Origin of the sequence: Flavobacterium frigoritolerans, from assembly GCF_025847275.1 — a bacterium.
Lineage (GTDB): Bacteria > Bacteroidota > Bacteroidia > Flavobacteriales > Flavobacteriaceae > Flavobacterium > Flavobacterium frigoritolerans.
Genome location: NZ_JAOZEV010000001.1, coordinates 168891 through 183978 on the forward strand (window position 1 = coordinate 168891; position 15088 = coordinate 183978).

General features: G+C 32.0%; 11 protein-coding genes. 4 read left to right on the forward strand and 7 right to left on the reverse strand.

Annotated elements, in window-relative coordinates; genetic code table 11:
* Positions 1 to 310: 310 nt before the first annotated feature.
* Positions 311 to 2500, reverse strand: coding sequence for a glutamine synthetase III family protein (locus OIU80_RS00740; protein ID WP_264285199.1), 2190 nt, complete (start codon positions 2498 to 2500; stop codon positions 311 to 313).
* Positions 2501 to 2905: 405 nt separating this feature from the next.
* On the opposite strand from OIU80_RS00740, the gene OIU80_RS00745 reads away from it, so the two are divergent.
* Together OIU80_RS00745 and OIU80_RS00750 are read left to right on the forward strand one after the other, a co-directional pair.
* Positions 2906 to 3922, forward strand: coding sequence for a glutamine synthetase beta-grasp domain-containing protein (locus tag OIU80_RS00745; protein ID WP_264285200.1), 1017 nt, complete (start codon positions 2906 to 2908; stop codon positions 3920 to 3922).
* Positions 3923 to 4622: 700 nt separating this feature from the next.
* The gene (locus OIU80_RS00750; RefSeq protein ID WP_264285201.1) at positions 4623 to 5591 is read left to right on the forward strand and encodes a TerC family protein; all 969 of its coding nucleotides are present in this window, start codon (positions 4623 to 4625) and stop codon (positions 5589 to 5591) included.
* Between the two features lie 193 nt (positions 5592 to 5784).
* Here OIU80_RS00750 and OIU80_RS00755 read toward each other — a convergent pair whose 3' ends face one another.
* The 3 genes from OIU80_RS00755 to OIU80_RS00765 form a co-directional block, all read right to left on the reverse strand.
* A complete protein-coding gene (locus OIU80_RS00755; RefSeq protein WP_264285202.1) occupies positions 5785 to 6315 on the reverse strand; it encodes a hypothetical protein in 531 nt (176 codons plus the stop codon).
* Positions 6316 to 6652: 337 nt separating this feature from the next.
* Positions 6653 to 7519, reverse strand: coding sequence for an alpha/beta hydrolase (locus tag OIU80_RS00760; RefSeq protein WP_264285203.1), 867 nt, complete (start codon positions 7517 to 7519; stop codon positions 6653 to 6655).
* Positions 7520 to 7857: 338 nt separating this feature from the next.
* Positions 7858 to 9897: a M13 family metallopeptidase gene (locus OIU80_RS00765; protein WP_264285204.1), complete on the reverse strand. Its 2040-nt coding sequence runs from the start codon at positions 9895 to 9897 to the stop codon at positions 7858 to 7860.
* A gap of 683 nt (positions 9898 to 10580) precedes the next feature.
* Here OIU80_RS00765 and OIU80_RS00770 point away from each other — a divergent pair.
* Positions 10581 to 10961 (forward strand): T9SS type A sorting domain-containing protein, encoded by a 381-nt coding sequence (locus OIU80_RS00770; RefSeq protein WP_264285205.1) that lies wholly within the window; start codon positions 10581 to 10583, stop codon positions 10959 to 10961.
* A gap of 86 nt (positions 10962 to 11047) precedes the next feature.
* Here the strand turns inward: OIU80_RS00770 and OIU80_RS00775 are convergent, their stop codons facing one another.
* Together OIU80_RS00775 and OIU80_RS00780 are read right to left on the reverse strand one after the other, a co-directional pair.
* Complete coding sequence (locus OIU80_RS00775; RefSeq protein ID WP_264285206.1) at positions 11048 to 12247, reverse strand: hypothetical protein; 1200 nt, start codon at positions 12245 to 12247, stop codon at positions 11048 to 11050.
* Between the two features lie 55 nt (positions 12248 to 12302).
* Entirely contained in the window at positions 12303 to 12713 is a 411-nt protein-coding gene (locus OIU80_RS00780; protein ID WP_264285207.1) for a helix-turn-helix transcriptional regulator, read from the reverse strand.
* Positions 12714 to 12920: 207 nt separating this feature from the next.
* Here OIU80_RS00780 and OIU80_RS00785 point away from each other — a divergent pair, with 207 nt between their 5' ends.
* Positions 12921 to 13247, forward strand: a complete 327-nt coding sequence (locus OIU80_RS00785) for a hypothetical protein (protein ID WP_264285208.1) — start codon at positions 12921 to 12923, stop codon at positions 13245 to 13247.
* Between the two features lie 214 nt (positions 13248 to 13461).
* Here the strand turns inward: OIU80_RS00785 and OIU80_RS00790 are convergent, their stop codons facing one another.
* A complete protein-coding gene (locus OIU80_RS00790; protein ID WP_264285209.1) occupies positions 13462 to 15063 on the reverse strand; it encodes a T9SS type A sorting domain-containing protein in 1602 nt (533 codons plus the stop codon).
* Positions 15064 to 15088: the final 25 nt, after the last annotated feature.

Below are 15088 nucleotides of genomic sequence, written 5' to 3' on the forward strand. Positions count from 1 at the left end.
AAATAAATTTAAAAGAAGTGTTTTTATTTCTTAATTACGATTCAAATTTAAAGAACTTTCCTTTAATGAAATAAATACAAACGCCTATTTTTCAACAAGTTAATAGTCTTTTCGATGAACTGCAAAACAATAACGACGAAATGCTAATTTTATCTTAAATTACTATCAGAAAAAAATTACTAAATCTATTAAATTAATATTAGATTTTTATTTCATTCTAAAAAATGCATTTTAAACGTCACTTTTGGATTTATTATACAAAAAAGGTCTGGCAAATTGCCAGACCTTTTTTATAATACCCTTTAAGCTTTTATTTTGTAAACAATAGCTCTCTATATTTAGTCAATGTCCAGATTTCGTTATCTACAAGTAATTCTAGTTTATCACAATGATTTCTTATATCCTCAAAATAAGGTTTTACATTATTACAATACGCTTCTGCCATTTCTTGTGCATCTGTAAGATGATTTGCTTTCTTTCTTTCGTTAGTCATCGCTTCTACTTTAGAATTGATTCCTTCGATATGTCCTGAAATTTGTTTAATCAATACAATTTGCTCTTTGGCTGTAGTAAGGAAATCATCTCCAAAAATTTCCTTTAACCCTTTTACATTCTCTATCAATGTATTTTGGTAGCGAATAGCAGTAGGAATAACATGGTTTTTCGAAATATCTCCTAAAACTCTTCCTTCTATTTGAATTTTCTTAGTGTACTCTTCCAATTCAATTTCGTAACGCGCTTCTACCTCAATGTGATTCATGATTCCCAATTCTGAGAACAAATCCAATGCTTTTTTAGATGCTCTTGCTTTTAATGCCTCTGGAGTTGTTTTATGATTACTCAAACCTCTTTTAGCAGCTTCTATTTCCCATGCTTCACTATATCCGTCTCCTTCAAAAAGGATTTTTTTAGATACCTTAATATACTCTCTTAAAACATTAAAGATAGCATCGTCTTTCTTCATGTCTTTTAGATCGATCAGAGCATCAACCTCAACTTTAAAGTCTTTTAATTGTTTTGCAACAATAGCATTAAGCGTAGTCATTGAATTAGCACAGTTTGCTGTTGAACCAACTGCTCTGAACTCAAATTTATTTCCTGTAAAAGCAAATGGTGAAGTTCTGTTTCTATCAGTATTATCTAATAATACATCTGGAATTTTACCTACTACATTCAGTTTTAAATCTGTTTTTTCTTCTGGTGATAATTTTCCAGTTGTTACCCCTTCTAATTCTGCCAAAACCTTAGTTAATTGTTCTCCAATAAATACTGAGATAATTGCAGGTGGTGCTTCATTAGCTCCCAATCGGTGGTCATTACTTGCTGTTGCAATTGCTGCTCTTAGTAATTCTTCATAATCATTAACTGCTTTAATCGTATTGATAAAGAACGTTAAAAACTGTAAATTACTCATTGGTGTTTTACTAGGACTCAACAAGTTTACTCCAGTATCTGTTGCCAACGACCAGTTGTTGTGTTTACCTGAACCATTAACTCCTTTAAATGGTTTTTCATGAAATAATACTTTAAAGTGATGGCGCTCGGCTACTTTTTGCATTACATCCATTAATAAACAGTTATGATCTACTGCTAGATTTGTCTCTTCAAAAATTGGAGCCAACTCAAACTGATTTGGTGCTACCTCATTATGACGTGTTTTAACTGGTATTCCTAACAACATACATTCTTGTTCCAAATCTCTCATATAAACTAATGCACGAGTAGGAATTGAACCAAAATAATGATCATCTAATTGTTGTCCTTTTGCAGATGTATGCCCTAACAGTGTTCTTCCTGTCATCATAAGATCAGGACGAGATTCTGCAAGAGATTTATCTATAAGGAAATATTCTTGCTCCCATCCCAGGGTTGCAGTAACTTTCTTTACATTTTTGTCAAAATATTTACAAACATCAGTTGCTGCATCATCAATAGCAGATAGCGCTCTTAATAAAGGTATCTTATTATCTAATGCTTCACCTGTATAGGAAATGAAAACAGTAGGAATACATAAAGTAGTTCCAAATATAAATGCCGGTGATGTAGGATCCCAAGCTGTATATCCTCTTGCTTCAAATGTATTTCTTATTCCTCCATTTGGAAAACTTGATGCATCTGGCTCTTGTTGTACCAATTGTGCTCCTCCAAATTTCTCAAATGAATCTGTACCATCATATGATGTCTCAAAAAAGGCATCGTGCTTTTCGGCAGTTGTACCTGTTAATGGCTGAAACCAGTGTGTATAATGAGTAACACCTTTAGAAAGTGCCCATTCTTTCATACCCATTGCAATATAATCCGCCAATTTTCTGTCTATCTTAGTTCCATGCTGAACCGCTCCCTGTACTCCTTTAAATGCATCCGAAGTCAAATATTGCTTCATTGCTTTATCGTTAAATACATTAGAACCAAAAATGGTTGATTTTCTGTCGGTTTCTTCAAACTGAACGGGCTTTCTTGTTGAAGCTTCTTTTAAAGCTTGGAAACGTAATGTTGACATGCTGACAAATTTTAAGTTATTATTAATTTAGATTTTATAATAAAGTGCAAATATAATAATAAATCCCCTTTTTTACACCCCCATCAATACCTTTTATGTAACTTTTTAAAAGCACACCCCCATCTTTTCGAAGTAATTTAACAAAACCCCTCGGTTTTCAGCATTATTGAAACAATTTAATAACCACTAGATAACGCTCATTTTAAAAAAAATCACTCATAATTGCGAAATTATTTTTTATACCCCCATAAAATTGACTATTTAAAAATTTAGGAATCAAAAATTGAGCTTATGCGAAAAATAACAATACCATAAATAAAAATTACCCCCATTTTTCTAGCAATAAAAAAATAAATATATATTTGACCCAACAAAAAAATCCAAAAAAAATTAATTTATATTATTATGGCTAAAATAAAGTTAGAGTACATTTGGTTAGATGGATATGAACCAACTCAAAATCTTAGAAGCAAAACTAAAGTTGAAGAACACGAAAATTTTAAAGGAACACTAGAAGAACTTGGGAATTGGTCATTTGACGGATCATCAACTAAACAAGCCGAAGGTGGTTCTTCTGACTGTTTATTAGTTCCTGTTTCAATTTACCCAGATCCAACTCGTATCAATGGATACTTAGTTATGTCTGAAGTTATGTATGCTGATGGAGTACCGCATCCTTCTAACGGTAGAGCTACTATTGATGATGATAATGATGATTTCTGGTTTGGTTTTGAACAAGAGTATTTCATCATGGACACTAAAACTTTATTGCCATTAGGTTTCCCTGTTGGAGGTTATCCTGCTCCACAAGGTATGTACTACTGCTCTGTAGGTGGGAAAAACACGCACGGTAGAAAATTAGTTGAAGAACACGCTGATTTATGTATCGCTGCTGGTCTTAACTTTGAAGGTATCAACCAAGAGGTTGCTTGCGGACAATGGGAATTCCAATTATTTGCTAAAGGTGCAAAAAAAGCGGGTGACGAAATTTGGATTGCCAGATACTTATTAGATCGATTGACTGAGAAATATGGTTACTATATCGAATACCACCCTAAACCTCTTGGTGATACCGATTGGAATGGTTCTGGTATGCATGCTAATTTCTCTAACGAAGTTTTAAGAACTTGTGGAGATCAAGCTACTTACGAAAGAATCTGTGAGGCTTTCCGTCCTGTAACTGCTGAGCACATTGCTGTTTACGGTGCTTACAACGATTTACGTTTAACTGGTAAACATGAAACTGCTTCTATTCATGATTTCTCTTTCGGAATCTCTGATAGAGGTGCATCGATAAGAATTCCATTAATTACAGTACAAAAAGGTTGGAAAGGTTGGTTGGAAGACAGAAGACCTGCATCTAACGGTGACCCATATAAAATTGCTGCTAGAATTATCAAAACTGTAAAATCAGCATTGTAATCTCATAGCCTAATACTATTACAAAAGTGCCTCATATATGTAGGCACTTTTTTTATGCAGTTTATTTTGGTGAAAGGTGAAAAGTTACTTGTAAAAGGGTTAATAGTACCGAAGCTTAAATTGCCTATATAAAGGAACGCGGATGACGCAGATTTACAAAAGTAAAGACGCAGATAAAAATGGATTTTAAAAAACAATCTCGATTCCGAAATGTCGGAACAGGACAAAATCCGTTTAATCAGTGTTTTCGCTTTAGCGAATCCGCCTCATCCGCATTCCTTTTGCAAAGAGTTGGACAGAATTTAAAACTTTGCGCCCTTTGCGGTAAAATAAGCCACAGATTAAAAAATTAAAAAGAATTAAAATCTGCTTAATCTGCGAGCAAACTAACACAAACTTGTCATCCTGATAAAGATTGAACTTTCGTTACGGAGTTTCTTGCGAAGATTTGCTTCGCCTGTTCGCTATCGCTCGAGTCTCCTTACGTCGAAATGACAATACTGGAGAGTTTCTTTGCCTACTTTACGCTCTTTGCGTATCCCTTTGCGCCCTTTATGGTTAAATTTCCCTCCAACAGTTTAAAACTTAATTTCTCTTAATCTCTTAATGGTAAAAAAAATAACATTTTACTTTTTTCAAATTTCACATTCCACTTCTCTCGCCAAAAACTATCTTTGTAATTCATTAAAAAAAATAGTTTATGATTGTCTGGATTCTATTTTTAGCAGCGATAATGGGTATCCTAGCGCTTGATCTTGGTGTATTTAACAAAACTCCTCATATTATAAGTACTAAGGAAGCCAGTAAATGGACTCTTATTTGGGTAAGCGTCTCGTTTTTATTCTCTGGTGTTATATATTGGCTGTACACTACCAATTATATCGAAAATCCAGATGGATTAAAACCTACAGCAGCAGCTATAAAATTCATCACAGGCTATTTAATCGAACTCTCTTTAAGTATTGATAATATTTTTGTGATAGCTATTATTTTTGCCTCATTTAAGATTCCGCAAAAATACCAACATCGTGTTTTATTCTGGGGAATTTTGGGTGCTATCGTATTCAGAGGTCTTATGATATTCTTTGGTGTAATGCTTATTAATAAATTTACTTGGACAACGTACCTATTTGGGGGTTTCTTACTTTTTACAGCTATGAAAATGTTATTCTCGGGTAAAGAGGAAGATTTTCATCCAAAGGATTCTTTTATATATAAAGTTTTAGGAAAAGTAATTCCGATTACTTCTCACATGGAGCATGAGAAATTTTTCATATTAACCGAAAAAGGAAAGAAGGCAGCCACTCCACTATTTGTCGCTTTAATAGTAATTGAGTTTATGGATGTATTATTTGCAATCGACAGCGTTCCAGCTATTCTCGCCATAACAAAAGATCCTTTTTTGGTATTCAGCTCAAACATATTTGCTATTCTCGGATTACGTTCGATGTATTTTTTCCTTGCTAATATGCTGGCGAAATTCAGTTATCTAGAATACAGCCTAATCGCTATTCTAAGTTTTGTAGGTCTTAAAATGTTACTTCACGATTATATCGAAGTACCCGAATGGGGCTCTCTTGCATTTATTGCCCTTTCGCTTATAGTAGGTATTATTGTTTCATTGCAATCAAGCAAAAGCAATGAAGGGATTTCTAAAACAGAAGAATAATTACAATGGAAAATCTTTTTCTTTGAACCATTAAGTTATTAAACTTCATTTCTAATTTACAAATAGGAGCATATTTTATCACAGTAGATTATAATTATTGCATGGTTCAAAAAACTTTTATAAAAAATTAAACATATGCTAAAACAAAAAGGGAATCTTACGATTCCCTTTTTGTGTTTCTATTGTAAAAACATTAATTTAATTTCTTAACGTTACTATCATCAATATTGTATTTCTTGATAACGGCATTATAATCTGAGTAATCTGGTTTATTAACTGATTTCTTTGTATTAATTCCATCATCGCCAGGTACTATAACAATACGAAATATTTGATCAACCACAAAATCTGCTGGAATAGGATTAGCCGCCAATCCAAAACCTTCAGTGAAAATTCTCACATTATCTTGAGTGAAATCAAATTTAAAGGCAAAATAAAGAGAACCATTACTATAATAATGAGATTCTGGAAGCGGAACCCATATATCACGCCCAGTGGCAGGATCAGCTCCATCATATCTGTAAACTAAGATAACATCACCACTATATATTCTGGAATCAAAATCTACATATATTTGAGAATTTGAAGTTGCGCTAAAATTAACTTTATTAACTTCAAAAACATAACTAAGTAATCCTGGAGGTCCCGGAGGTCCTTCGTCTCCTTCACAACTTGAGAATACTATCAATCCTACTATGGCAAAAAGTGTAATTATCTTTTTCATCTTTTTTATTTTTTAAATTTTATATATAAAGGTATTCCAAAAATCAAACCAAAAAAAATAATTGATAGTGATTTATTCAAAAAATATTATAAAACAATCCTTATCTTATTAGTTTTCAGCCAAAAACACAAATATCACACAACGTTATTTTTTAGAATTATATTAGATGTAATTCATAAATAGTACATTTTACACATTAAAACATGGCTTTTATGTGTGAAAAAAATACATTTCTTTCACATAGCTATGCATATTTAAAATAAGTGAAACGCCTTTTTTGAGAATACAAAACCTATGTTTCTATGTATTTAAATCAATTACAATCAATTGATTATATTTATCTTACAGTAACACCATTTTTAGCCAGAACTTTACTAAAATATAATACATGATAGGGTAATGCATTTTCCCAATATTCCCATGTATGTGCTCCTGGTCTCTCGGTATAATCGTGGGCTACTTTATTATACAACAATCTTCTGTGCAATTCACGATTGGGTTCTATCAAGAAATCATCTACTCCGCAATCTATAATTAAGGCTAGTTGATTGGCTTTTATTTTATCTACCATTCCTAAAACTGCATTTTGCTTGTACAGTTCGATGTTATCGCTTTTATCTCCAAAAACGGGTTGCATCAGTTTTATAACCTGAGCTGCTGAATCTCGATTTAACATAACTCCCATATCGACTGCCCCACTCATACTTCCGGCTGCGCAAAATAAATCTGGATGTTTAGCCGATAAAGACAATGCTCCATGTCCTCCCATAGAAAGCCCCGAGATTACCCTTCCTTTTCTATCATTAATAGTTCGGTAGGTTTTGTCAATTTTCTGAATTACTTCTTTGGTAATATAGGTTTCAAACTGGCTTTCTTTGTTTACTGGGCTATCCAAGTAAAAACTAAACGTTTCTCCTTCTGGCATTACGATAATCAAATTATATTGATCGGATAAATTTTGTACTAGTTTTTTATCTGGCGTGCTTTTTAACCAATCTCCAAAATGTCCGTATGCTCCATGCAATAAATACAATACTGGAAACGATGCTTTGCTTTTGGCATACGAATTGGGCAAAACAACTGCCGCTTTATAGGTTTTCCCCATTGCCACACTAGCTATTTGCAGCGTATCTACTTTGGCTCCATAAGACATAAAAGAACTGCATAAAAAAGCAGCTATCAATACAATTTTAAAGTTTTTCATTTTTCTATAGGTTCTAAGGTTCTAAGATATAAAAAAAGGTGCAAAGGGACAAAGGTACTGAGGTACTGAGGTGCAAAGGGACAAAGGTTTGTATTGAACATAAACATTCCTAATCTTATCCTTCTAAAAAAAATCTCCGCAAGAAACGTGACACTTTACTGCCTGTTTCTTGCGGAGATTTCTCGTGCAAGTTTATAGATAAGATTGTAATTGTTTTCTGTTCAACCAACCCATAGTTCCTTCCTAAACAAAGACGCACTGCGGTGCGCCTCTACAAAAACCTTTGTCCCTTTGCCCCTCTGCTACTTTGAACCTAAAATTCTCAGAATCTCAAAAAGCTACCAAATAACTACACGTAAACTATCTGGCTGATACATTTTATCGCCTTTTTTCACATTAAATGCTTTATAGAACTCTGGCATGTTGCTTAATGGTCCGTTTACTCTAAATTGTTCTGGAGCATGTACATCGGTCATGATTTGATTAATCTTCGACTCATCTCTCCTATTTATCATCCAAGAATAGGCATAAGAAAGGAAATAGCGCTGATCAGGAGTTAATCCGCTAATTTTTTCATTGTTTTTATACTGTGCCGTTTTCTTAAATGCTTCATAACCTACTACAACGCCGCCTAAATCGGCAATATTTTCTCCTTGAGTTGCTTCGCCATTAACGTGTTTACCTAATACAGTAAACTTATTATATTGATCTACAATTAATTTGGTTTTGCTTTTAAATTTTTTCAAATCTTCGGCAGTCCACCAATTATTTAGATTTCCTTTTTCGTCGTATTGACTTCCTTGATCATCAAAACCATGCGTGATTTCATGTCCAAAGAAAGAACCTCCAAGAATTCCGTATAATATAGCATCATCAGGCATTCTTCCTTCATAACCCGGAACGATGGTATTGCATGCAGGAATCACAATTTCGTTATTACTTGGATTATAATACGCATTGTATGTTTGTGGCTGCATACTCCATTCGTTTCTATCTACAGGTTTACCATATTTGTTTACCATATAATTGTAATGCCAAGAATTGGCTCTCATCACATTTCCACAATAAGAATTCTTATCGATAGTAAGTTTGCTCATATCCTTCCATTTATCCGGATAGCCCACTTTCATAACAATTTTATTCAATTTTTGTAATGCTTTCTCTTTTGTTGCATCGCTCATCCAATCTAATTTCTTAATATGAACAGCAAATACGTCACGTATGTTATTACCTATTTCTAGTAATTTTTCTTTAACTCCTTTTGGCATATACTCGGCTACATAAACCTGTCCTATTAGTTCACCTAAATAATTGTCAGTTTGTCCAACAACTCTTTTCCAACGTGGTTTTTGAGTACTTACTCCGTTCATTACTGTAGAAAAGAATTTGAAATTTTGCTTCTCTACATCTGCATTTAGGTATTCTGCATAAGAATTAACCAAATTCCATTTAAGGTATGTTTTCCATTCCTCAATAGGATGTGTTTTTAGTAATCCGTTTAATGCTTTAAAAAACTCTGGCTGACCTACAATTACCGAATCGGCTTTGGTAATACCCAAAACTGGCAAGATTGTTTTCCAATCAATATTTGGAGTCGACTTATTAAATTGTTCTACTGTAAGTTTATTGTAGTTTTTTATAGGATCTCTAAGTTCTTCTAATTTACGAGAAGATTTTGCCAGATCAGTTTCTAGCTTCATGATAGTTGCAGCGCTTTTGGCAGCCGTAGCTTCATCCTCGCCAGTAAATTTCAACATCGTTTTAAGATGCGTTAAATACTCCTTACGAATAGATTCATTTCGTTTATCGGTATCAAGATAAAAACCTCTTTCACCCATACCTAATCCGCCCTGACCAAAAAATAACGCATATTTTGTGCTTATTTTATCATCCTGACTTACATAAAATGAAAAAGCTGGACTTGCTCCAATAGTTTGTAAATGCGCAATAGAATTTACTAAAGAAGGAACATCTTTTATAGCTGCAATTTTTTTCATTTCGCTATTAAGCGGAGACAATCCTGCTTTTTCGATAGCAATCGTATCCATACCCGAAGCATAAAAACCGCCTATTTTTTGTTTGTTACTTCCTTTTGAAGCCGATTCATCTGTTGCCGATTTTTCACAAATAGTTTTTATTTGCTCATTAATTGTATCCATAACAATCCTCCCAATACCGTTACTACTATCGGTGCTCGGAATTGGATGTTTCTTAAACCATCCATTATTAGCATAATTAAAAAAATCATCTGCAGGATTTACAGTTGTATCTCGATTGGTTATTAAAGGATCTGGAAATACTGTTTGCTCTTTCTTGCCACAGCTCGAAACGGTTATCCCTGTTAGAGCAAATACGATAAGTGTTCTAAATAAATTCATTAAGTTATAATTTTGGTTGTTTTGATAAATCTAACTAATTACTGCTTGTTTGTTACAATATTCAAAAACAAGTATGTAAATATAATTTTTTCTCACTTACAAAATGACGTAGATTTATTTTTTTAGCCACAGATTAAGAAGAGCTTCTTGCTTATTGAAGACAATATGAAAAGATTGAGATATGAAATTAATGTTACCAATAAAGTATCAATATTGTTTAACAAATCTCTTTTACAAACATACAAAACAACTAATACTAAAAATACTGCTGTAACATTCCGTTAAAAGATTGCATTCCCTTATTTATAAAATGAATTAATTTAATTCGTAAAGTTAAAGGCTTCAAATCATTTAAAAAACAGCACTTTTATTACTTAAAAGAGTTATTTTTTTATTTAAAAGAGTGACAAATATTCAAAAATAAGATGTTTATCTAGTTGTTTCTTGCTCTAAAATCATTTTTTATACGCCAAGTACTACAAAATCGTAAAATACTGATTAAAAAAAAGTTATAAAATAAGATCCAAAACCGCTATAAATCCGTATATAATCACAGGTCACACAGAAACACTTTTAAATCAACGACTTAGAGTGAAAATTTAACATAAAAAATATTTTGCAGTTAGCAAACTATTTGTAGTTTTGCGCACCGCGATTTGAAAATTAAAACAAAAAACAAAGACATGAAGAAGATTTTAGGATTAAGCTTAGTATTGGTTATTTTTTTGACAACGATGAGTACTTATGCAATTGATGGAAAGGGAGATTATATTTTGAATATAAAAACCGGAAATGGCAAAGTAGTTAGTTTTACATTGAATGAGGAACAAAAGTCGAACTTCTCAATTTTTGATAACGAGAGTCATTTGATATACAAAGGAATAGCTACTAATGAGTTGGAAACTTCAAAAACATTAAGCTTAGAAGCATACCCTGCAGGAACTTACTACCTTGAATTACAAGACAATACTAAGAAAGTAAAACACGAAATTGTTGTAAAATCTTCTAAAGTAAACAAAACAGCAGACGAATCTTATAATCAAAGCCCAGCTTTTCGTCGTTAATTTAGTAGCTTTTTAGTAAGCAAAACAATTACAATTTTAGTTATTTATAAAAATCCCAATTCTTTTCTAAGAGTTGGGATTTTTCTTTAATTCTCGGTAATGATTTTATACAATTCATTACAATAAGCAAATTTGTCATTTTGTTGGTTTCTTTTATTTTCCTGCCCAGTTTCATAAACCAAAACCTGAAACCAATATAATATCCTAATAGCCATATTCTTGTCCAAAATATTTTTATCGTCTAACTTCATAGCATTCAAATTTTGAATTTCAGATTTCCAAAACTTAAAATTACTAGTACTCTTAGCCGACTTTAATTCTTGATCAAATCGAAGCGAAAGTTTGTCTAAAATTTCATTTTCCTGAACCTTTATCTTCTCCATTTTTGCTACTTCATCTTTATATGCTCTGGATTTTTTAATTTCGGAAATCTTAGCTCTTAGGGAATTGTCTTCATTTGTATTAAATAAAGTGATCCCTTTTTCATAGGCATTCACCGAAGCAACCATTTCATTATTCGCCTTTAAACTATCGGCTATTCGCAAATTGGTATCATAAATCCTTTTAATAATTGTATCATTCTTTGGTCTTATCTTTTTTCTATATGCCTGAATTTCTAACCAATCAAATGCGCGAAGCATTTCGCTTTGTTTAGGCCAAACATGCTCTTCATGAGCAACCAAAAGTGTGTTTACAATCTTTGCCTTATCTAACCATTCTTTATTTGCTATCATTTCTAGATAATTCATATCCCTATCTCCAACCATACCTACGTATGAAAAATTATTAGAAGGTGGAATGAGTTTATCCATACCGCTAAAAGAAGCACCACAGGCAATAACTCCTTGAAAAGCACCCGAAGATATTCCATAAAAACTAGCTAATCTTGCACCGCCCGAAAAACCTGAAATATAGAGTTGTGAAGTATCAATAGGATAGGTTTGTAATACATCATCAAATAATCTGTTGGCAACAGCAATATTAACTTCGGTAGATCCATTTCTTAAAGTATTAGAACATACCAAAATATAATTATACGTTTCTGCTGCCAATATAAATGGCTCAATCCCTTCTTTACCTCTCGCACCTGGTTCAAAAATAAAAACCAAAGCCAATGGGGTTTTAGCATCATATTTTTTAGGGAAATATATTGCATAGGATTCCGTTGGAGTAGTTGCAATTTTCACCGAATCATTAATAACTCCCGTTTGTAATAATTGCTTGTCTTGGCTATAACAAAAAACCGTAACAAAAAGAAACAGAATAGAATAGATAGCGTTTTTCATAACACTAAAATATAAAAAAACCTTTCATCTCTGAAAGGTTTTTGAATTAATATCTTTATTTCTGTTGTAGTAATTTTTCTAAATATTCGATTTTATCCTTTTCGGCTTGAAGTAAACGCTCGTAAAGTTTTTTATTTTCTTCTACTGTTTCCATTAATTTATCTAATGGATTGAATGTACAGGCATTATAATCCCCAAAAGTATTACTACCCGAATCATTAAAAGTATTAAAATAATTAATCGCAGCTTCTTCTGAAAAATTCTTAATTGCTTCAACAGTTACGCCAAGTGCTTTTGCTACTTCAATCAGTTTTTCTTCTTCTATGATTTCGCTGTTTTCAATAGCAGAAATCGTTTGCTGGCTTATTCCCAAAGCCTGTGCCAAAGCTTCTTGTTTCATATCACGAAGTTCACGAATACGGCTTATTTTTCGCCCTATATGATTTGGTTTTGTAAGTGTGCTCATAATTCAAAGATAATAATTAAGTGTGAAAAAAAATTCAACTAGTAAAAAACTTATTTAAACTGTCGAATACCAGCCAAAATGGTTTGGTACGATAGAATCTATTTCTTTCTTGCAGCGAATTAAACAAAAGTACAATTTTTCTTATAATAAATTATAAAGTCTAATTATAAAACGATTAACAATTTACTGCTAAAAAAATCTACAATCATGGAAACCAATGAAACTAAAACTTTAGAGCATCTTAGAAAATTAACCGCCTTACATTTCCAAACCCTAAAACCTGCCAATGATAAATCTAAAGCTTATATCGCCCAAATTAAGTTCGTAAATTATTATGATTTGGGTTGTGTTATTACCGATATGCTAAAATTATGCATTCTGGCACTCGATGAGGAAACTCATAAATTTTCTGAGAAAAACAAAAATGAATCGATTAATGTCAGTCTTATTTTAGAAACTGTTCTACATCTTTTCCCTATGGATGAATTTGAGTTTTTAAGTGATGTTAGTGAAATGGTTGGTGGGGATTCTTAGAGTGTTAACTAATAAATAGGAGTTATGAAGTGTTTATATGCTTGCGCGAGCGTCCCGCTCGTGCACATAAAACTGATTTTAAATTTTTAACAACAACGTTGGGTTCATGCCAGCAAGAGGCTTTTAAGTAAGCACAAAACGATTACAATTTAGTTATTATAAAAAGCCCCAATTCTTAAAAAGAATTAGGGCTTTATTTTTATACCTTCAATTTTTATTTTTTTACTATTTTCTTACTAACCAAAGTGCCATTAAACTTAAATTCAACAATATAAGTCCCTTGACTCAATTTAGAAACATCAATTTTGTTATTATTGTTACTAGACAAGTTAATTACCAATCTACCGTTCAAGTCAAAAACACGAATACCTTTTATCTCATCTTCGTTACTTGAATTTATTTGGATAAAATCATATGAAGGATTTGGATAAAGTATTAAAGACGCTTTACTTTCTATTAATTCTGTATTCAAATTATTAGCATATTTCCATAATTTATTATCTTTTGAATAATATAAATAATCATTATAAGCAATAGCATTCGTTACATCATCTAGCAAACTAATATTTTCGGTATTATGTGATACTACATTAGAAATCCATCCCTTTCTTTTGAAATCCTTATCTCCTCCAGATACCACAAAATACTCATCACTATTAATTTTAGAAATCGTATATGCATGAAAATCTTTTCTAAATATAAGTGGCTTTTCTACATTAGCATCTGAAAATTTTTTTATTTCTGTAACTACATTATTACTAAGATTTAAAGATACTAAAGATGCACCTCCCTCTGTTTCATTTGATGAGCAAAAAAGTAATGAATTATCTGTTTTTGAAAGATTAGAAGGAGAAAAAAATTGAGTAGCATACTTATTATCGTACGCAATGCTTATATTTTTATTTTTTGGATCAAATTTCCATATTGACAGAGATTTACTATCATTTAAAAAAAACATAAAATATAAATTATTATTCGCCTCGATAACATCACTATGCATTACCAATGTAGTACTTGGTACATATAAACTTCCAACTTTTTTTGTGTTTTCAAGAGTACCATCAGTCTCATGTAAAAAATATCTACTAACAAAATATAATTTATTATTATAGTTTATATATTGACTTAAAGTAGAAGTGCTCCAATCAGTTCCATTACCATCTAAATTATCAGTTATAGGAAACGTCCCTTCAGAAGTTCCATCACTTCTCCAAACTCTAGTGTAACTAGTATTCCCTGGAGAGCTAAACGAAAACATAAAAGTGTTATTACATTCACCCTCAAAAGAATGTGTGTTTATAATCGGTAAATTATCCTTTACTAATTCAGTTCCTCCTTCGGTTCCATTAGTTTTCCAAACTTGCAATGTACTGCCTAATGGGTCATTAGTTGTTCTGATTAGAAAATATATATAGTTCCCTACACTTGTAAGTTTTAAAGTCCTTCCATTGATGAAATTTGTAACTTTTGTAGTCCCATTTTCAGTTCCATCTGTCTTCCAAATTTCACCATCTGAACTCCCATCTTTTGCAATAAAATATAACTTATTATTTAAAATTGCTGAGCTCCTTTTTAATGAACTAAAGTAGCTACTCTCTTTTCCTTGATTTATGTCTTTTAATAAAGTTGTATTCGACGTAGTTCCATCTGTTTGCCATATTTCAGCACCAAAATCGCCTTTAGCAGCATTAAAAAAAATGTTATTATTAAATTCAACAAAGCCTAATGAACCGCCTGAAAAATCATAAATTAATTGTTGAGCATCAATTTTGGCAATTGCAAACATTAAAAGAAATAAGAGTAATTTTGTTTTCATTCTATATACTGTATTTGTGTTTTTA